Annotated in this window: 17 protein-coding genes, 1 tRNA gene and 1 riboswitch; of the genes, 4 read left to right on the top strand and 14 right to left on the bottom strand. The window is 43.7% G+C overall.

The features are described from left to right. Positions 1 to 51: 51 nt before the first annotated feature. Both GTW09_RS04420 and GTW09_RS04415 read left to right on the top strand, forming a co-directional pair. Positions 52 to 1,098: a PLP-dependent cysteine synthase family protein gene (locus tag GTW09_RS04420; RefSeq protein WP_163110401.1), complete on the top strand. Its 1,047-nt coding sequence runs from the start codon at positions 52 to 54 to the stop codon at positions 1,096 to 1,098. A 42-nt stretch (positions 1,099 to 1,140) separates the two neighbouring features. Beyond that, complete coding sequence (locus GTW09_RS04415; protein WP_163110399.1) at positions 1,141 to 2,301, top strand: DUF2891 domain-containing protein; 1,161 nt, start codon at positions 1,141 to 1,143, stop codon at positions 2,299 to 2,301. A 441-nt stretch (positions 2,302 to 2,742) separates the two neighbouring features. Here the strand turns inward: GTW09_RS04415 and GTW09_RS04410 are convergent, their stop codons facing one another. The 5 genes from GTW09_RS04410 to GTW09_RS04390 form a co-directional block, all read right to left on the bottom strand. Continuing rightward, on the bottom strand, positions 2,743 to 2,964 hold the full coding sequence (locus tag GTW09_RS04410; protein WP_163110397.1) for a hypothetical protein: 222 nt from the start codon (positions 2,962 to 2,964) through the stop codon (positions 2,743 to 2,745). A gap of 295 nt (positions 2,965 to 3,259) precedes the next feature. Further along, the gene (locus GTW09_RS04405; RefSeq protein WP_071979595.1) at positions 3,260 to 3,835 is read right to left on the bottom strand and encodes an NADPH-dependent FMN reductase; all 576 of its coding nucleotides are present in this window, start codon (positions 3,833 to 3,835) and stop codon (positions 3,260 to 3,262) included. 238 nt (positions 3,836 to 4,073) lie between these two features. Then, positions 4,074 to 5,804 carry an arginine--tRNA ligase gene (gene argS / locus GTW09_RS04400; RefSeq protein WP_163110395.1) on the bottom strand — a complete coding sequence of 577 codons (1,731 nt, stop codon included), beginning with the start codon at positions 5,802 to 5,804 and terminating at the stop codon, positions 4,074 to 4,076. A gap of 9 nt (positions 5,805 to 5,813) precedes the next feature. Next, positions 5,814 to 7,403, bottom strand: a complete 1,590-nt coding sequence (gene prfC, locus GTW09_RS04395) for a peptide chain release factor 3 (protein ID WP_100971234.1) — start codon at positions 7,401 to 7,403, stop codon at positions 5,814 to 5,816. A gap of 275 nt (positions 7,404 to 7,678) precedes the next feature. Continuing rightward, a complete protein-coding gene (locus GTW09_RS04390; RefSeq protein ID WP_163110393.1) occupies positions 7,679 to 8,854 on the bottom strand; it encodes an MFS transporter in 1,176 nt (391 codons plus the stop codon). A 161-nt stretch (positions 8,855 to 9,015) separates the two neighbouring features. Here GTW09_RS04390 and GTW09_RS04385 point away from each other — a divergent pair, with 161 nt between their 5' ends. Together GTW09_RS04385 and GTW09_RS04380 are read left to right on the top strand one after the other, a co-directional pair. Further along, positions 9,016 to 9,903, top strand: a complete 888-nt coding sequence (locus tag GTW09_RS04385; protein ID WP_163110391.1) for a LysR family transcriptional regulator — start codon at positions 9,016 to 9,018, stop codon at positions 9,901 to 9,903. Positions 9,904 to 10,093: 190 nt separating this feature from the next. Beyond that, positions 10,094 to 13,078 (top strand): TonB-dependent receptor plug domain-containing protein, encoded by a 2,985-nt coding sequence (locus tag GTW09_RS04380; protein ID WP_163110389.1) that lies wholly within the window; start codon positions 10,094 to 10,096, stop codon positions 13,076 to 13,078. 332 nt (positions 13,079 to 13,410) lie between these two features. On the opposite strand, the gene GTW09_RS04375 is transcribed toward GTW09_RS04380, so the two are convergent. The 9 genes from GTW09_RS04375 to GTW09_RS04335 form a co-directional block, all read right to left on the bottom strand. Then, complete coding sequence (locus GTW09_RS04375; protein WP_163110387.1) at positions 13,411 to 14,337, bottom strand: DMT family transporter; 927 nt, start codon at positions 14,335 to 14,337, stop codon at positions 13,411 to 13,413. Positions 14,338 to 14,543: 206 nt separating this feature from the next. Continuing rightward, positions 14,544 to 15,035 (bottom strand): ribosomal protein S18-alanine N-acetyltransferase, encoded by a 492-nt coding sequence (gene rimI / locus GTW09_RS04370; protein ID WP_163110385.1) that lies wholly within the window; start codon positions 15,033 to 15,035, stop codon positions 14,544 to 14,546. A gap of 6 nt (positions 15,036 to 15,041) precedes the next feature. Beyond that, positions 15,042 to 15,596 carry an alanine acetyltransferase gene (locus GTW09_RS04365; RefSeq protein WP_163110383.1) on the bottom strand — a complete coding sequence of 185 codons (555 nt, stop codon included), beginning with the start codon at positions 15,594 to 15,596 and terminating at the stop codon, positions 15,042 to 15,044. A 267-nt stretch (positions 15,597 to 15,863) separates the two neighbouring features. Beyond that, positions 15,864 to 15,940: transfer RNA gene (locus tag GTW09_RS04360), tRNA-Trp, on the bottom strand. A gap of 114 nt (positions 15,941 to 16,054) precedes the next feature. Next, entirely contained in the window at positions 16,055 to 16,897 is an 843-nt protein-coding gene (locus GTW09_RS04355) for a phosphotransferase (protein ID WP_338024920.1), read from the bottom strand. Then, the gene (pnuC, locus tag GTW09_RS04350) at positions 16,854 to 17,501 is read right to left on the bottom strand and encodes a nicotinamide riboside transporter PnuC (RefSeq protein WP_163110379.1); all 648 of its coding nucleotides are present in this window, start codon (positions 17,499 to 17,501) and stop codon (positions 16,854 to 16,856) included. Before pnuC ends, GTW09_RS04355 begins: the two co-directional genes overlap by 44 nt. Further along, positions 17,501 to 17,764 (bottom strand): hypothetical protein, encoded by a 264-nt coding sequence (locus GTW09_RS04345; RefSeq protein WP_163110377.1) that lies wholly within the window; start codon positions 17,762 to 17,764, stop codon positions 17,501 to 17,503. The genes pnuC and GTW09_RS04345 overlap by 1 nt, the downstream gene beginning before the upstream one ends. 12 nt (positions 17,765 to 17,776) lie before the next feature. Then, positions 17,777 to 19,888 (bottom strand): TonB-dependent receptor, encoded by a 2,112-nt coding sequence (locus GTW09_RS04340; RefSeq protein ID WP_163110375.1) that lies wholly within the window; start codon positions 19,886 to 19,888, stop codon positions 17,777 to 17,779. A 56-nt stretch (positions 19,889 to 19,944) separates the two neighbouring features. Continuing rightward, a riboswitch (TPP riboswitch) is annotated at positions 19,945 to 20,049 on the bottom strand. A gap of 155 nt (positions 20,050 to 20,204) precedes the next feature. Next, positions 20,205 to 20,630: an acyl-CoA thioesterase gene (locus tag GTW09_RS04335; protein ID WP_071979602.1), complete on the bottom strand. Its 426-nt coding sequence runs from the start codon at positions 20,628 to 20,630 to the stop codon at positions 20,205 to 20,207. Positions 20,631 to 20,670 lie beyond the last annotated feature (40 nt).

Genomic DNA, 20,670 nt, shown 5'->3' with positions numbered 1-20,670 from the left:
AATTTCACTTTTTAATAGTTTTTTGTATCCACGTTTTTTAAGGATTTCGTTATGTCGAGTTGGGTTTCTCAAGCGGTTAAAAAAATAAATGCAGATTATCAGCGTTCGGCCGACACGCACCTTATCAAGCTAGAAGCTCTCAAGCTTGATGGTATAGACATTTACCTTAAAGATGAAAGTACACATCCCACAGGCAGTTTAAAACATCGCCTCGCCCGCTCACTATTTTTATATGCATTGTGTAACGGCAAAATTAATCAACACACCACTGTTGTTGAGGCGTCGTCAGGCAGTACAGCAGTATCTGAAGCCTACTTTGCTCGAATGATCGGCGTTCCATTCATTGCAGTAATGCCCCGCTCTACTGCACAGAAAAAAATTGCGCTTATTGAACAATTTGGCGGCAGGTGCCACTTTGTCGATTGCCCAACCCAAATGCATGATGAGGCTATTCGAGTTGCTAAATTACACAATGGTTACTTTATGGACCAGTTCATGTTTGCTGAACGAGCCACAGATTGGCGGGGTAATAACAATATCGCTGAAAGCATTTTTCACCAAATGCAGGCAGAGCCCTACCCTGTTCCTCACAGTATTGTAATGAGTGCCGGAACCGGCGGCACTTCCGCAACGATTGGTAGATACATTCGCTTTAAAGGTAAAACCTCGAAGTTAATAGTTGTAGACCCTGAGTACTCTGTGTTTTTTGATAGCTACAAACAGGGTAACGGTAAACTTACTGCAAATAGAGGCAGCAGAATTGAAGGAATTGGAAGACCCAAAGTGGAAGCTTCATTTCAGGGCGATGTAATCGACGATATGATTCAAGTGCCTGATGCAGCCAGCGTTGCCACAATGCACTGGTTAAACGATACGCTGGGTATTAATGCAGGGCCATCAACGGGAACAAATTTATGGGGTGCACTGAAAGTTGCCCAGTCAATGTTAGAAAACGGTGAGCAGGGCTCTATTGTGACGCTTATGTGTGATAGCGGAGAGCGTTATTTAGATACCTATTACAATCGCGAGTGGATTGACAGAGAAATAGGTTGTACTGGTGAATATGAAGAGATATTAAACGCCCTAGAAGTGGGTTAATCTCTTACACGTTATTTCCACATTTACTTGCAAGGAAACATTATGCGAAAGGTCGATAACGCCATTCTATTCACTTTTACCGCCATCTCATTTTTTATCAGTGTCAGTGGTAGTAGTGTTAGTGCCAGTGCCTACACAAATAGCGCTGTTAGTGCAGCTAATGCTCAGAGTAAAGGTGTGAATAAAAAGGACAGCGGCTACGAGAAGGTATTTTCAAACCTCGCACTGCAATGTATCCATCAAGAATATCCTAATATTATTAAGCACACGATGAGCAGCGATGCCGATGCAAAGACGCCAAAAGCACTTTATCCTGCATTTTACGGCTGTCTCGACTGGCATTCTTCCGTGCATGGTCACTGGTTATTGGTTCGCATGTTGAATACAGGCGGCGATAACATTGCAACCGACTCAATTATTGCCAGCTTGAACAAAAGCTTTAGCCAGCAAAATATCGAAGGTGAAATAGCGACGATACAACGGCCTAATAACAAGGCGTTCGAACGTCCTTACGGTCTTGCATGGTTTTTACAATTAACCGCTGAGTTGCGCCAGTCGCCGTTACCTGAAGCAACCACATGGCTTTCGCGACTTAAGCCTTTAGAAAACATTATTGTTGAGCGTATAGAAAGCTGGCTACCTAAGCTCGCTTACCCCATACGCACAGGAGAACACAGCCAAACTGCTTTTGCCTTTGGCTTAATGCTAGATTGGAGTCGTATTGCAAAAAGTGAATCCTTTGAAGCCCTACTCACATCAAGAATAAAAGATTATTATGAGAGTGATACCCGCTGTCCAATAAGCTACGAACCATCAGGGCAAGACTTTCTGTCGCCTTGTTTAGCACAGGCAGACCTAATGCGTCGCGTGATGTCTAAAGAAGAATACGGCGAATGGCTTACTGACTTTTTCCCAACGCTAACTAGCACTAGCAATAACTGGTTGCAGCCTGCCGCGGTAACCGATAAATCTGATGGTAAGTTGGCACATTTAGACGGTTTAAATATAAGTAGAGCGTGGATGATTGAGGGCATCATAAACGCTTTAGATGCTAACGATCCGCGAGTTGGCGCACTGCAAAATGTAATGCAAGCACATCGCGACGCCGGGTTAAACGCCGTGCTAGAGGATATGCACTATATGGGAAGCCATTGGCTTGGCAGTTTTGCCAGTTATCTAGAAACATCGAGAGGTATTGAGTAAACACCTGCCCTGACGTTGCTGTAGGAAAATACACCTGATAGCTAAAGTGAACACTCATTTGCTGATTGAATCTAAACAACTCATGAGTGTTTGCAACAAGATCGACATTGCCAGTCAATGAGCTAGCTTCACTAGTTGATACTGCTAATTGGTCTTGCTGATTGAATTCGCTAAAGCGCGGCACAACGGCTGGCAATGAATAGACTAAATACTGTTCTTTTGAATCTTAAATCTAACATTTTCAGAGGCATTGGCAGCCATTTCAATTTTAATGAGTACCAAGAGCGCAAATAGAAACCAAAGGTTCTGATCGAACCAGCCCCAGCATGAGGAAAGAGCGACAAAGGTGCTGTTAAACAAAAACGTTTTCATAGTGTTCCTTTAAACTCAAATTTTTAAAAAAAGCTGGGATACACTACTGCATCCCGCAAATTTTTGGCTTTACTGGGAGCACACATAAGCACCAAAACCAGCACCAGCCATTGCACCAACAACTCCAAAAATGCCTAAACTGGCTCCTACAACACTTGCAGTTATGCAATTAAACCTAGAGTTGTCGCGTCTCCCGCCAGTCCGGCTTTCTCTTATTCGTTGAATTTCCAGTCGTCTTGCGCTATTTCCACCACACACAGCATCTATCTCTGAACTTATCAATTCCTTCATTATTTATTCCTTTGTAAATAGCTTCCATTTTCAAAAAAGCTCAATAATTAAACTTTCAGCTACAGTATGCCTAAGTTTCTCCCGCTTTCTACTGTACCTAAGCCTATAAAATAAATGGAATAACAAAAGCAAAAACCTGACTCACCTGCGCCCAGGATCTGGAGATTTGCGTCTAGGATGGTTCAAGGAAAAAAGCTGAGATAAGCACAGAAAAACGAAAAAGCGCAGCTCTAAATCTGCGCCTATGTCTTAAAATAAATCTAAAACTAGAAATGCGATTGGCAAGAACGTTGAACTATTTGTCAGCAAGCTTGCGCGCAAGTTCAGCCGTTTCTTTGCCCAAGTTTTTAAGCTGCTTAATTGTTTTTTCGTCGCTAACGTTGCCAGAGTCATCAAGCAATGTGTTGACCTTCGCAATGGCTTTTTGATTTGGGTTAACTACCATACCGATATTTTCTAGCAGCATTCTTAGCACAACCAGCACTCTCAAGCCGCCTAAACCACCAGCAGATGCAGCCATAATACCTGCTACTTTACCTTTAAAAGCCTGCAGTGGTTTCTCGCCCTCACTCATTCTAGAAGCCCAGTCGATAGCATTCTTAAGCAAAGCAGGATAGCTAGAGTTATATTCAGGCGAAGCAATAAGAAACCCATCATGCTCCATTAATAATGCTTTAAACGCTAATGCGTTCTCTGGAATACCAAACTCGGCTTCTTCGTCTTCATTAAATATTGGCATTTCATAATCAGCCAAGCTGATAAGCGTGACCTCAGCGCCCGCCTCTTTTGCTCCTTGTGCCGCTACTTTTACAATCGCGTTATTAAATGATCCGTCTCGAGTGCTGCCTGCGAATGCGAGTATTTTCGTCATTGGTCTTCCTATTGTTGTTCTGTCGTTTTTTTAACTGGTATCAATATCAGCTCTCACCAATAAAGACGCTTTTCAAAATTAGCGTTACTAAGACGCACCGTTCTTTGCTGTAAATTTTTGCAGCAAAGTTCAACACGACCTAGCATAGCGTTGTCTTTAAAAAGAAAAGGCTGACACTACTGACAGCCTAATATCTTTGATTCACACTATTTTTGTACTGCGTAATGTATGGTGTAGATTACATTTTTTCCAGTGTTTCAATACCGAGAAGAGTCAAACCTTTTTCTAGTGTATTGGCAACTAAAGCTGACAATGCTAATCGGCTATCACGAACAGAGGGCTCTATACCGTCTTTAAGCATTGGGCACGCCTCATAGAACGTCATAAAGGCCGAGGCCACATCGTACAAGTATGTGCAAAGAATATGCGGCGTTGCCTCGCGAGAAACCATGCTAATAACTTCTTCAAATTGCAAAAGAAGAACCGCTAGCGCGTGCTCTTGCTTTTCAACCAATGAAATATCCACCGGCATCGATGCCATATCTACATTCGCTTTTCTAAACAAACTCTTCACGCGAGTGTAAGCATACTGCAGATAAGGCGCTGTATTCCCCTCGAAACTCAACATAGAGTCCCAGTTAAACATATAATCAGTGGTGCGGTTTTTAGATAAATCGGCATACTTAACCGCACCGATGCCTACCTTATAAGCAACTTCATTCAATTCGGCTTCGCTTAAGTCATTGTCACGTTCAGCAATGAGTTTACCCGCGCGTTCAATAGCTTCGTCGAGCAACTCTACCAACTTAACGGTTCCACCCGTACGCGTTTTGAAGGGCTTGCCATCGCTACCTAACATCATGCCAAACGGGCAGTGCTCATAGGATTGGGTTTCAAGCATAAAGCCCGCTTTGCGACCTACAATTTCTGTTTGTTTAAAGTGCAGAGCTTGACGAGCATCAGTAAGAATCAGCGTGCGGTCGGCATTAAGCGTGCCGCTGCGATAGCGCATCGCTGCAAGGTCGGTAGTAGCATAAAGGTATCCACCGCCAGATTTCTGAACGATATAAACCGCAGGGTTACCCTCTTTATCGGCAAGTTCAGGAATAAAAACTACTTGTGCGCCCTGGTCTTCAACGGCAATACCTTTGGCTTTAAGATCTGCGATAACATTGGCCAAGTCATCATTGTACGCAGACTCGCCCATAATATCGTCGCGGGTTAGACTTACGTTGAGTTTTTTATACACTTCTTCCGAATGGGTAATCGATACATCGATAAATTTCTCCCAAAGTGCTAAGCACTGCTCATCTCCGCCTTGAAGCTTCACAACGTATTCTCTAGCGCGGTCAGCAAAGCCGTCTTCTTCATCAAAACGAACCTTTGCTTCACGATAAAAGTCTTCTAAGTCTGACAGTGCCGTTTCTGCAACTTCCTCTTGAAGCTTGTCTGAAAGGTGGGCCAATAACATACCAAACTGCGTGCCCCAGTCACCCATGTGATTTTGGCGAATGACCTTATGACCTAAAAACTCGAGCACCTTCACTACCGCGTCACCGATAATAGTGGTTCGCAAATGCCCCACGTGCATTTCTTTAGCTAAGTTTGGTGAAGAATAATCTACAACAATATTCTGTTTAGACGCCTCTGCAACGCCTAGGCGCTTATCAGCCAATGCGCTCTCACATTGGCCAGCAAGCCACTCGTCACTCAAATGAATATTAATAAAACCTGGGCCGGCCACTTCCAGCTTGTTAGAAACGTCATTAAGTTCAACAATTTCAACAATTTTCTCTGCAATGTCCCTAGGCTTTTGACGAAGTTGCTTAGCCAGCGCCATGGCACCGTTAAATTGATATTCACCAAACTCAGGACGAGCACTGCGCGAAACAGGAACGGGGGCATCTTCCACACCCATCTTTTGAAGTGCTTCACTGAATCTGTTAACTAATAGAGCATGTATATTCATAGTGTATTCTTAATTTTCGCGCGTGTTCGTAAACTGGATATCGGGATAGCGCTCTTGCGCTAATTGCAAGTTCACCATGGTAGGTGCTATGTAGGTAAGGTTATCGCCACCATCTAGGGCAAGGTTTTGTTCGCCTTTGCGTCGGAATTCGTCTAACTTCTTCTCGTTATCGGAATAAACCCAACGTGCTGTGCTCACATTGATATGTTCGTACAAGGCTTCGACATTGTATTCAGCCTTCAGACGAGCAACCACCACATCAAACTGAAGCACCCCAACGGCACCAACAATAAGGTCGTTGTTGGCTAGCGGGCGAAACACCTGAACAGCACCTTCTTCTGAAAGTTGTATAAGGCCTTTCAACAATTGTTTTTGCTTAAGTGGATCTTTCAAGCGAATACGCTTAAACAATTCCGGAGCAAAGTTGGGGATGCCGCTAAAACGGTAATTATCGCCCGATGTAAAAGTGTCACCAATGCGTATAGTACCGTGATTATGCAGACCAATAATATCGCCGGCATAGGCTTCTTCTAGCAGCGAGCGGTCGCCGGCTAAAAACGTTAACGCATCAGATATGCGAACATCTTTGCCAAGGCGACTGTTGCGCATCTTCATGCCTTTTTCGTATTTGCCTGAGACAATTCTACAAAACGCAATGCGGTCGCGATGTTTTGGATCCATATTGGCCTGAATTTTAAACACGAAACCACTAAATTTTTCGTCTTTACTGTCGACGGTCCCAGATTCGGTTTCTCTGCCCAATGGTTCTGGTGCCCACTCAACAAGTCCATCAAGCATGTGGTCTACACCAAAGTTACCCAATGCAGTTCCGAAAAAGACAGGTGTTAGCTGTCCTTCTAAAAATAGCTCTTTATCGAAGTCATTAGACGCCCCGCGTACTAATTCAAGCTCATCGCGCAAGGTATCAGCCAGCTCACTACCTACCGCTTCATCAAGTTCACTATTATTTAAACCTTTGATGGTGCGAACTTCTTGAATAGTGTGACCCTGACCGCTCTGGTATAAAACCGTTTCATCGCGATACAAGTGATAAACACCTTTGAATCTCTTACCGCTGCCAATAGGCCAGGTGATAGGTGCGCAAAGAATATCTAGTTCTGTCTCAACTTCGTCGAGTAACTCCAGAGGGTCGCGAATGTCACGGTCTAGCTTGTTCATAAAGGTGATGATGGGTGTGTCGCGAAGACGGGTGACTTCCATTAGTTTACGCGTTCTATCCTCTACCCCTTTTGCAGCATCAATTACCATCAGGCAGGAGTCCACAGCCGTGAGCGTACGATAAGTATCTTCTGAGAAGTCTTCGTGACCAGGAGTATCTAACAGGTTCACCAAATGGTCATTGTAAGGAAATTGCATAACCGAGGTTGTTACGGAAATACCACGCTCCTTTTCCATCTCCATCCAGTCTGATTTTGCGTGCTGCCCAGACTTTTTTCCTTTTACGGTGCCGGCGGTTTGCAAGGCGCGGCCGAATAACAATACTTTTTCGGTAATCGTTGTTTTACCCGCATCTGGGTGCGAGATGATAGCGAAAGTTCTTCGCTTACTGATTTCATTGAGAAAATCTTGGTTTGCCATGTATGCATTCTTTTGGTTTGACACAGATTTGAAAAGCACATCAAAAGCCGATAATTCACGCTTTGCGCAATAAATCTGTCTAATTACTCATTAATGCGCGCTATTTTCTCTTATCTTGCCTCGTTAAACAATGAATGGTTGCTTTTACCTTCTGTTTTGCACGTTGAACGAGTAATTAGTACCTTTTTTTGAAGATAAGGCCATTGGTTTTAACAACAATTTTTTTACATCAGGTTTGATGAATGTCATTTGCACCAACAGCCTTAGCCTAAAAACTAAGCAACTTTCGACGCCAACTGTCTATCTAAGCGGCCGCTATAGCGCGTAGCTGCTAGTGCTAGCAATGTTATCGACGCTCCTATCCAGGCAGTGTCACTTAACTGGAAACCGTCCACTATAGAACCGCCGACAATTGAGCCTAAAGCTATACCGATATTAAAAGCAGCGATATTTAAACCAGAAGCCACATCAACTGCGTTTGGTGTGTATTTTTCGGCGAGCTGAACTACGTATACTTGTAATCCGGGAACACTTCCAAATGCAAAGCCTCCCCACACTAGAACAGTAATCACAGCAGCAATTTTGTTGTGCATGGTAAACGTAAGCGCGAATAATATTATTGACAGTATCGTAAAGATAATACTGAGGGCGTTAACCGGCCCCTTCCTATCCGCCAGTTTACCGCCGTAAATATTGCCAATAGCCACCGAAACGCCATAAACCAGCATAATGAGGCTGATAGCAGAAGAAGCAAAACCGGCCTCTTCCTGCAAAATAGGCGCTAGATAGGTGAATGCCGTAAATGTGCCGCCATACCCAAGAATAGTCATAAGGTAAACCAACACTAGGCGAGGCTGGACTAACACTTTCATCTGTTCACTAAGCGTAGCCGGTTTACTTTGTTTTAAATTATTTGGCACCAAAATCGCACTACCGATAAGGGCAAGGGTACCCAGTCCTGATACGACTAAGAAGGTGGCTCTCCACCCAAAGCTCTGTCCAATCCAAGTACCCAAAGGTACCCCAGTAACAAGCGCCACAGTTAACCCGGTAAACATAATAGCAATGGCACTGGCTTCCTTATCCTTCGCCACCAGCCCTGTAGCGATTGTTGAGCCGATGGAAAAAAATACGCCATGTGCCAAGCCGGTAAGAACTCGAGCTAAAATTAGGCTTTCGTAACTTGGTGCCTGCCAAGCCAACATATTCCCAACAACAAATAGCGCCATCAGGCTTAGCAGAACATATTTTCTGTTCCACTTTCCGGTAAGCGCAGTTAAAACAGGGGCTCCAATGGCCACTCCCAATGCATACAAGCTAACGAGTAGCCCTGCACTGGGTAATGATACGCCAAGATCCCCGGCAATGGTGGGCACCAAGCCAACAATAACGAACTCGGTGGTACCGATAGCGAATGCACTCAATGTTAGTGCGAATAACGCAATAGGCATAATTTATCCTCAACAAATTTGATCTTCTGCGCCTAAGGTGTTGCCTAACGACGCCAAACAAGATGATTAAAAAGTAGCTAGAGTATTGCGCCTTTATCTCTTGCAAAAAACAGCAACAATGACAATATACTTTTGTAGCTTTTGAAAAAATAAGGAATAAAATGCCAGTTAAGTCAAAAACAGAAGATTTAGAAGCGTTTATTACTGTTATAGACACAGGAAGTTTTTCCAGTGCGGCTAACCTACTCAATCAGCAAGTTGCCAAGGTCAGTCGAGCTGTGACTCGCTTGGAGAAGACGCTAGATGTCACTTTATTGAACAGGACGACAAGAAGGCTAGAGTTAACTGAAGAGGGTGAGATCTTCTTAAAGGCAGTGCGGGATGGCCTTACTACCTTAGAGCGCGGAGAGGAGGCATTACAATCGCTGAAGCGCTCTCCTTCGGGAAAATTGAGAGTGGATGCAGCAAGCCCGTTCGTGCTTCATCAACTCGCACCACTCATTGGCGACTTCAATAAAGCATTCCCTGACATTAGGTTGGAGATTAATAGCCATGACAACATCATCGATCTACTTGAGCATAAGACTGACATTGCCATACGAATAGGCGATCTGAGTGATTCAAATCTATACGCTAGACTGCTCGGTAGCAGTAAACTACACATAGTCGCAAGCCCAGAATATTTAAAGCATAACCCCATCGAAAGTGACATTAGCACCCTTAGCAACCACAAACTTTTAGGATTTAGCGATACACCCAACCTTAATAAATGGCCGTTGAAAAAAGGGGTATCGTTGAGCTTCAACCTGCTTGCTTCAAGTGGTGAAACAATAAGACAATTGTGTCTTGAGGGTCAGGGCTTAGCACTAATGTCTAATTTTATGGTGCACAAAGACATCGCTGCCGGCACGTTAACTTCCGTTTTTGAAGACGAAATCATTACGCCAAATCGAAGAGAAGCGGTTCAAGCTGTTTATTATAAAAACAGCACTGTCTCCTCAAGAATTTCTGCGTTTCTAAATTTTATTCAACCGAGGCTTAGACTTTAGTTGAGTTATTGAGAAGCCAGAACATTCCAGCAAAACAAAAAAGTTCAAAAAAAGTCATATAATTCGTAAATATTAAATAGCTCAGTTGATTATAAAGCAAGTTTGTGTATACATTAGATGTGCGCAAAAAAAACGCACACATTAAAAAAATTAAAAGTTCTAAGACAACACACAGTCTAGGGAGACTACAATGTTTACAAACCACAAGCTGGCTAAGTCAGTAAGACTAGCTTGCGCTTTTGGAGCTGCGGCTTCAATAGCCCTATCTGGTAATGTGTTTGCACAAGAAGATGCAGACAGTGAAGACGAAAAAGTCGAAAAAATTGAGGTGACGGGTTCTCGCCTTCTTTCAAACCCTAACATTGCAGCTGCTACACCGGTACTAAGTGTATCAGGCGCAGAGGCTGCTGCTCGTGGTAACTTGCGTGTAGAAGACTTCGTTAACGTATTACCACAGGTATTCGCAGGTCAGGCTTCTGAAGTGTCAAACGGCGCAACAGGTACAGCAACGCTGAACTTGCGTGGTCTTGGTGCTAACAGAACCCTGGTGCTTATTGATGGCAAACGCCTTCCATATGGTTCATCTGGTACTGCGGCGGCAAACGTCGACTTAGTGCCTACTCAAATGCTTGAACGTGTTGATATTCTTACCGGTGGTGCATCGGCGGTATACGGTTCAGACGCGGTTGGTGGTGTAGCTAACTTCATCTTACGCGACGATTTTGAAGGCGTTGAGTTCGGTGGTCAGTTTAGTTCAAACTATGCAGACAACGACAATGGTCTTTACGAAGGCGTATTAAACGCAGGTAACCAACCTATTCCTGGTTCAACCATGGATGGTGACGAAACCCTTATATATACCATGTTTGGTGCATCTACGGGCGACGGTAAAGGTAACGTAACTATTTACGCTTCTTATGAAGACCGTGATGAAATTGTTCAAGCAGACCGCGTGTTTTCTGCATGTACACTTGGCCAAAGCAGTGGTGCTTCTAGCTTTGAAGGCTTAGGCTGTGTGGGTTCTGCTAACTTCCGTTTATTCGGTGGCCCAGGTGGCTTTGCGTTCCAAGAAGAAAATGGCAACATTGTTCCTTATGCTGGTGGACCTGCGCAAACCTTTAACTTTGGTGCGCAAAACTTCTTCCAACGTCCTTCTGAGCGTTATCATTTTTACGCGAAAGGCGATTATGATTTAACTGAGAACCTTGAAGCTTATGCCGATTTCTCGTTCATCAACAACACCAGTAATGCCCAGATTGCTCCTAGTGCATCATTTGGTATTGGCGCATACGACATAAACTGTGGTAACCCACTTATTCAAGGTAACAACGGTATAGCGTTTACAGATATCTTTGGCTGCTCCGCCGATGATATTGCCAACGACGCAATCGTGAGCGGTATTACCGCTTCACACCGTAACGTTGAGGGTGGCCCTCGTGATTCACGCCTAGAAAACAGCACATGGCGCTTCGTGGGTGGCTTAAAAGGCTATATCGACGACACTTGGGCTTGGAACCTATTTGGTCAAATCTCAGAGACTCGCGACCAAAGCGCATCTACAAACGATTTTGTTGTAGCTAACCTACAGCAAGCGCTACTTGCAACCACCGATGCTGATGGTAACGTTGTGTGTACAGACCAGTCTGGCGGCTGTGTTCCTTACAACATTTTCCAACGCCCGGGCGGTGAAAGCCAAGTTACACAAGACCAATTAGATTTCATCCAAGGTATCGGTATTGTTAATGGTGAAACGTCACAGAAAGTATTTGGCGCAGACATCCAAGCTAACCTAGGTGACTACGGCATTAAATTGCCGACAGCCGACGATGGCATTGGCCTATTGATGGGTGTTGAGTATCGTAAAGATACGCTCGCTTCTTCACCAGATGAAATCAGCCAAATTCAAGGCGGTGGTTTTACTGGTGTAGGTGGTGCGACTCTTGCGGTTGAAGGTTCTATTGAAGTTCGCGAGTTCTTCCTAGAAACGCAAGTTCCTTTACTTTCTGACGCACCTTTTGCTGAGCAATTAGTCCTAAGTGCGCAATATCGCTTCTCTGATTATGACGCTAACGGTAATGGTACAAGCAACAGCTTCGATACTAATGCATACGGATACCAGTTGTCTTGGACACCTGTTGAAGACGTTAAGCTACGTGCTCAGTTCCAACGCGCGGTGCGTGCTCCTAACGTAATCGACTTGTTCACAGGTCAAAACACAGGTCTTCCAAACCTAAGTCCTAAAGGTACTGATGCAAGCGGCGAGCAGCTTTACGATCCGTGTGCTGGTAGTAACCCTATTGCGTCACTAGAAACTTGTGCACGCACTGGTGTAACCGCTGCTCAGTATGGCAGTATCCTTGACGTTATTTCTGGACAGACACAGTCTCTAACTGGTGGTAACCCTAACCTATCTCCAGAAACTGCTGATACAGTAACGTTTGGTGCAGTTATTACACCAGAAAGCATTGAAGGCCTTTCAATTAGTATCGATTACTTCGATATCACAGTTGATGATGCTATCTCTGCTGGTATTCCAGCACAGACTATCTTTGATAACTGTCTAGAATCTGGTGATCCAACATTCTGTAGCCTAATCACACGTTCATCTGCTGGTTCACTAGCAGCGGGTACGTTTGGTGTTGGTTTCCAGCAAACAAACTTGAACATTGCAACGCTTGAAACATCGGGTGTTGATTTACAAGTTGGTTATAACTTCGATACTGAACTTGGCAATATCAAACTAGATTACGCAGCAACATTGCTTGATGCGCTAGATACAGTACCTTTCCCTGGTGGTGATGCAGTAGAATGTGCGGGCTTCTTCGGTAACGCGTGTGGTGCGCCAAACCCAGAATACCGTCACAGATTTATGGCAACGTGGAATACTGAGCTAGACATCGATATTACAGCTACTTGGAGACACTTCGGTGCAACAGATAACGATGATGAAGGTGATACACTAGAAACTGGATTCAATGCGATTAACTACCTAGATATCTCGGCAACTTATTACATGTCAGATAACTTCGAGTTTACTGTTGGTGCACTTAACCTACTTGGCGAACAGCCTCCTGTATACTCAGGTGCTGGCCCAGCGCTAGGTAACGGTAACACTTACCCAACTGTATATGATACAAGCACAAACTTCTTTGCTGGTTTAAGAGGTAAGTTCTAAAACTTAACTGTGTTGTAAAATACGTTTAGAACATAAGTTGAAAATACAAACATGTAGTGAAAGCCCGAGATATTCTCGGGCTTTTTTTTGTCTTAATTTAAATCGGAGTTCAAAAATCTTTGCTATCGTGAGGCCACCTTTTTTTCACACGACAGCTTTGAAAATACATAGCGTCTTGCAATTTTTTTTATACATAAAGGAATACGAAGGTAAAAAGAATGCGACGCTGAGAAGGCCGTTGCAGAAATGAAAAGTGAACAAAACGCTATACTAGAATCTTTGGTAAAAGAGCGTACACAGGCGTTAGAAACATATTGTAAATTAATATAAATTTATGGGCGATTCAGTCTAGCTAACTTTTTAAGCGTTTTGGTAGGCATACCATTCACTACAAGTGCCGCTATCATTAAAACGGCACCAGCTACAACCAAAGGCAGCAAAACTTCATCTAGCATTAGCACTGAACTGACGTAGCCAACTATTGGCGTTAAGGTAGAAATTAGTACAATTTTTTCAGGTGCTAGCTTTGGTCCGGCTGCGACCATTAAGCCAAATCCGAGTCCAGTAGCAACAGGTCCTATATAGGTTAGTAACAGCCAATTTAACGCATTATATTGCGCAAAGTCGGGAAAGGGCTCGAAAGCAATAGCGAAGCACAGCATAGCAGCACCAGCAATTACAAACTGCCAGAATACTGCTTCAATAACACTCCCGTGCCAGCGGTGAAAAGACACTCTGCGGATGGCGATGGTCCAGAGTGCCGAGGCAACTAACATCCCCAGTAGCGGTACTCTTGCTCCGGGCTCACCTGAGGCGAACAATATCATTGCACAACCAACGGTAGAGACAGCAGTAAGTATCAATCGCTTTGACGTTGCCTGCTGACGATACCAAAGCGTATCGATAAGCAGCATCCATAGCGGGGTGGTGTAAATTAATATACTTGCCGTTCCTGCCGGAATGAATTGAAGACACAACGTAATTAGCCCCATCGACAATATAAACTGAAAAAGCGCGACAACAGCAATAACAGCACGATCTTTGCGGTGTAAAATGGGAGCTCGCTTCTTTGTTAACATAACGAAAAGTGCCAAAACGGGTATGCTGAGCAAAAATCGAAGACTTACCATCCAAAGCGGCGTAACTATCTCTAAACCCACCTTCATTGCAGGCCAATTAAACCCCAGACAAAGCACAGCAACTAATAGCATTTTAATGCCTTTCGACTGTGCGTCATTTGATATGTGCCGGGTAGACATAGATTTGTAATCCAAAGAAACAAAGTTACGCATTATTTAATAATATACGCTTGATAAACGAGTGGCGCTTAGTCAATGAGCACAGCTAGATCAAACCAACTAAGGTACTCGCAGCGCACTACATTGAAGTGCCGCGACTATAGATTAAAAAGAAGTTGAATAAAATGGGGGAATGACAATACGCAACCAAAAAACTGACTAAACGGTCAATTTTTAATTGCACCTCTTGATAAACCTTTAACTCCCACTGCACTCCACTTCATGACGAGAGCATTCTCTTTACCATCTCTTGTAGGATAATAGTTCTTGCGTGTGTCGATATAATGAAAACCGAGCTTTTCGTATAACGATATAGCGACTTGATTACTCTCTCGTACGTCAAGCCACATCTCTTCCATACCATTATGATGAGAACGCTGTAAAACAAAGCTTAAAAGTGCTTTTCCAACGCCTTTACCTCTTACACTTTCATCAACAGCAATATCCATTAGCGTAGCTTCACTGAGCACCTCAAGCACAATAGCGAAACCAACCACCTTGTTTGCCTCAAAGGCAAGAACACCGTAATAAGGCGGGGTAAAGCAATCTTCAAAGGTCGCATAAGACCAGGGTTCTATCTGTACAGATTGATGGATGTGATGAGCTTGAACTAAATTATCACTCTCAGTTTGCGTACTCACTAAATGCAACGTTGACATGTAGCCTTACCTTTTTACTTGGCTTACTTTAACGAGCTCATGCCAAAGCGCGCGTTTTTGTGCTCCAGAGAGTCGGTCAGGCGGTACTGGCAAAACAATCACATCCTCGTGAATATTTAGCGATTTACCAAGCAAAATTGTCATTTGATTGGAAGCAAGTCCCAACTGTACACATGCTAAAGTAATATCGGACAACCACTCTGCACTGATGGCTTTTTGTTGCGCACTAAGCGGTATTCCCAAAGGTTGAGACTGAGCAGTTGAGATCTCTTGCGGCATAACTGTAGGCTTAGGCTTGGGTTTAGATTTAGGTGCACCTCCAACATTTGCACGCAATTGCTCCAAACGAGACTGCTTTTCTTCCTGAGATATGGGCTGAGAGACGGCGAATTGCTCATTGCCTCCAATTTTTTGAGAGGCAATCGCGTCTCTGCTGGAGCCGCTCTCGTTTTCGTTCCTATTAGTTTCACTTTTTAGAGACGATATATACGCTTCTTTGGACATCCAAACAGGGATCCCCATCTCTTGTAAAATTGCGTGTTGGTATAACGATAAATGCATAACATTCTCCAGAGAAAGAGAGAGCAATAAAGAGAATCAGAAAAGAGAGTCGTAAAAAACCGACCGCTTTATACAAACGTCAAACTGAAAAAATACGCAAGTAAAGAAAAGAATTAACTCTAAAAACAACTCACGTGGTATCCGTTAGTTTACTTTAATCAATAGGAATATTGAACGACTAATCGGTTCCATCAAACCTATAATAAAATAATCGAGGCAAAAAAATTTAATATGAAACGAATAGCAACTGGAAAGAAAGAGGAAGAGTGGCAGGGGTGGAGGGACTCGAACCCCCAACCATCGGTTTTGGAGACCGCTGTTCTACCAATTCGAACTACACCCCTAGCGCGAAGTGAATTATACGTATGACTTTGAAAAGGTAAAGCCTTTTTATTGACTCTCCTACACTCATGCTTAAATTACGCTCAAAACGTTTAATTTTCCATCTAGCCGACGTTTCAAACCGTTTTATCACTTGATGTTTTCACCAGTGCAGCGCTCCAAAGAGCATTGGTTACACTTACTATTTTTTCAAAAAGTGAATATTGCTGTAGCGCTGCTTTATAACTTATCCCCACAATATCAGCATAAGCAGATATCAATTCTAGGCTTTCATTGTGCGTATATGAATTTATCAAACAGCATGACGCAATGTCGAAATAACGGTTACCCACTGCACCGTATTCCCAATCTACAACCATAGGAGGCGAACTGGAATATTCCAATACGTGGGCTTCAAGCAAGTCGTTATGGCAAAGCACCACATCGCGTTTATCGTTCTCACTGCGTATGACTGCATCTTCGAGGTCACATGCTTTGCAAAATAAATCACTGCGCTTATCGAGGTTTGCAATGGTGATATAGTGGTGCCATCTTTCATGCAAATGCAGCTTAGGGCCATCAACTGGCAAAGCGTGCAATTGCGCAAGCACCTTGGCCATTTTAGCTGGGGTAAGAGACGCGTGACTCTGAGTGCCCTTTTCTTTATCTGCCTCTCCCGTTTTGACTTGACCTTCCGATTGATGTACCCATTGTTCAGCCCAGATAGTTGCATCTTCGCTTAACCAAAAAGGCACAGGAGCAGCACCTAAGTCAGACAAAGATTTCTGAAGTTGAAACTGTTGTTGCCTGTTAACGCCGCTAAAGTCGTCGTCACCCAGCCATTTAACTGCTGCGTGAAGGTTAACATCACACAATTGGTAAACATGATTTACGGCGCCTGAAGGACACTTGTGCAGTGTCGCTTCAGGGGTCAAATTAAGCGCTTCGTGTAACTGACTGAGAATGTATTCTATTTTCACTCTGAGCTTTCCATTGCGTAAACCACTGATAGTAACCAAATATTGAGAAACCAACATAGCCCAAGAAAAGGCAAGCTGAAAGCGCGTAGCCAACCTGTAAATAGAGATAGGCCGAAGCGAGATTGATAAAGAACCAATAGACCCAATTTTGAAGAATTTTATGCGCAACCATAAATGTCGTTATCACACTCAGTAAATTTATACTGGCATCAAGCAGTAAGTACTCACTATTAAATTGAGAGCTTGCTACCGAAGATAGACCATACGCAAGTAGCAACATCACAGGCACTATTAGGCTATGGATCCAAAGCGCCCAAGAATGAACCTTCTTGACGCCTCCGTCTGCCGTGCTTCCCTTCGACCATTGATAATATCCGTAACCCGCCATTACCATGTAAAACAGATTTAGCGCCGCTTGAAAAGGCAAGGTAACTTGCCAAAACAACCAAGTATAAATAGCGGTGCTGACAAATGCGCAAAGCCAACACCAACTATTTTGCTTTGCCGCGAGTGCGACATAAGCCAATGCCAATACGACTGCTACCCACTCTAATGGCGAGGTCGCGGTTATTTGAGTATAAAAGCTTGAAAGAAAGTCCTGCACTATGAGGACTTTCTTGCTTGCATTGCATCAAAATTAAGAAATTTAGCAACGAAAATGGCCTGCCCTACTTCTTCGTGTATGCGCTGCATTTCTTCGCCTAAAATCGTCATTACCTCTGTGTAATCGCCAGTAACCTGCGTGCTTGTTGAGCATGTTGTTACATTCAGCGCCTCGTAGCCATTTAGTCTGTCAATAAATTGCTGAATAGGCGGAATGTATTCATTCACCAGTGGATACAGTGACAATTCAACCATAACTTGCATAAACCTACCCCTTTAAAATTCGTATTTAGCAGTAACGCCAAACTGTCGACCATTTCCCAACTGATAGTAAGGCTCTTCAAAGGCATATTCATCCCTGGGATCGTTACTAAAACCACCAAAGCCCCGCGTGTAGTATTCCCTGTCAAACGCATTTTGCACCCAAACCGAGGTTTGCCAATTGCCGTTAACAAAAACAATCTCTGAGTTTACTAACGTCGTGGAAGGCGCAGTCACATCATGCCCATCAGAAAAGCGGTATTCATCTTTATAATCTATATCCACTCGCCATGTAATAGCATCTGTAAGCGCATATTCACTGTATAAGTTGCCAGTCCATTTAGGAGCTTGTGCCTGACGTTGCTCATCAACCACAGTACCGTCTGCTAGTGTATAACCTTCAAACGTGGCCGATAGGTAACCGGCACTCGCGCTAATTTGCCACACATCGGAAGCAAGCCACGATAGCTCAAGTTCAGCCCCTTTATTTGTGCCTAAATCAGCGTTATCGATTATATCTACAAATCCAGCGGTACCATCTTCGCGAGTTATAACATCAAAGTCGCTCACTTGTGTGTCGGTTCTGTCCATATAAAAAATAGCAGCACGGGCTGTTAAGTTAGAAACAAGAAGCGGACCTTTAACACCGACTTCATAGTTCCAATTATATTCTTCGTCGAAGAAACGTTGGTCTTCATTAACTCTGTTGTCTGGATTGAACCCCGGGCCTTTAAAGCCTCTTGAGATACTTCCATAATAAAAATGGTCTCCACGGGTGTATTGAAGAGCGACTTTGCCCCCCACCATATTGGTATCATTACTTCGAGTTAAACCACGATTATCAGCAAATTCAAAATCGTAATTTTCTGCACGAACGCCTGCAATTAAGGTTAAATCATCTTGTAAATGAGTTTCTGTGCGCAAATAAAGTGCTGTAGTGGTAGGCGCAAACTCGCTAGCATAATCACCGCTTAGATAGGTATATTGGCGCAACAGCTTCTCTTCGGTGCCTTTGTAAAAGGCCCCCACGGTCCAGTTTATTTTGCCATTAAATAGCGCAGCATCTTCTGAAGATACAAAGCGCACTTCCCCAGTTTGAGTATCTACATCGCGAAAGTAGGCGTCGAAAGAGGTGTATCCAAACGGATGGAAGCCCGTGAATGTCCAGTCTTCATCATAACCATAGGCTATGTTGTGAGAAGCATGGGTAGCTATCACAATAAGGTCACCAGCGCGTGTTGCTGTTGTTGAGCGAGCGCTAACAGCATGGGTTTGGTGTTCATCAAAACCCGGCTCGTCAGAAAGCGTTCTATTGTCATTGTCTAAAGAAAACGCATCATAGCCGTTGTCGATGTCATACCAGCGATAAGCAAGTGCCAGAGTGGTGTTTTTATCTACATTACCCTCAACTGCCACACGCATTGCGGTTTCATCTATGTTATTGGTGTCGTCTCTATTTAAGAAGGTATTTTCAACAAAGCCATCACTTCTGTTATGCACTAAGGCAACTCGATATCCCCAATTCGCATTGATGTCGTCGCCGGTAGCCGCTTCAACACGATAGCTATCTTTGTTACCAACTCGGGCTTCTACATAATCTGGTGCGCTGCTGCCTACATCGTTGCTCGATAGTTTTACCGCACCCGCTAAAGCTCCTGTTCCATAAAGCGTCGCCTGCGGTCCTCGATATACTTCTAACTGCTTAGTATCGAAAATAATGCCCGCTGCGGCTAAACCTGAAAAATCGAATTCATCGGTGATAAAGCTTACTGATGGATTAATCGGCTCTGCGAACTGACTTCTTTCACCAATACCGCGAATTTGAATAAACCTTCCGCGAGACGCACCCGCAGCAAAGTTTACATTGGGAATGCTGTTTAACACGCTATCGATATGTGAAGGCTGTCTACTGCGCAGGCGTTCTTGACCCAGAATAGTCGCGCTGGTGCTAAGCTGATCTAGTGTGGTTTGACGAAAGTCGCCCGTGACGACTATCTTTTCTATTTCTTGTGCTGCTACAGCGTCATTTTGAACATTTTCAGTAACGTTCGCTTGTGCAAACGCAGAGCTTGCTTGCCCAAGAATAGAGGATGCAACTAAGGATAGAGTGAAAAATTGTTTGTACATAGGATCTCTTGTTCTCTTAATAAGAAAAAAGACCCGGGGTTAACGGCAGGTGATCAGGCTATATTGTAAACCATTCCTACGCCGGTATTATCCGGATCAGGTTTAAGGGTTCCCACTGTTGTGGATCTCAGACCGTAAAACGGACACCCCTTGGTATAATTCGTTTAAAAATCAATGAAAAATAACGAACGCGACGGAGTTTACCACCTCCTTCTGTTCGGTCAAGCACAGCAAGCGTTAAGCTAAGTTCATATTTCTTCTAACTTATTAAAAATTCAAAACGCTTTGAAAATTTACATGCGCTTGCATTCGGCCTTCAGCTTTTATCTATATTCAGATTTAATCTGCGAACTTCATCATCGGTTTGCGCTATTAGCCCCTCTAATGTTTTTCCGTGGGCAGTAGGCTGTCTTGACTCTGGGTCAACTTTTACAAAAACAATATCGTCGGCAAAACAAATTGTTTTTTTCGTCGCTTTATTACGCACAAGGCAACTTACGGTAATAGAGGTTCGCCCCACCGCTTTGGTCTCTAAACCAAACTCAACAATATCGCCCTGCATTGCTGGCGATTCGAAACTAATTTCACCAATGTGCTTGGTAACCAAACAATTGGTTTCAAGCTGACATATCGCCCATATGGCGGCTTCTTCGTCAATCCACTCTAATGCTCTACCGCCAAACAATGAGTTGGCATAATTAAGATCGTTGGGCATAACCAAACGCCGAGAGAGAAAGCGCATTCGAATTCCTTAATATAAATCGCTACTATATAACTTTAAT

The organism is Alteromonas hispanica, from assembly GCF_010500915.1.
Classification (GTDB): domain Bacteria; phylum Pseudomonadota; class Gammaproteobacteria; order Enterobacterales; family Alteromonadaceae; genus Alteromonas; species Alteromonas hispanica.
The sequence above is the reverse complement of the archived record's forward strand: the minus strand, read 5'-3'. Positions and strand labels throughout refer to the sequence as shown.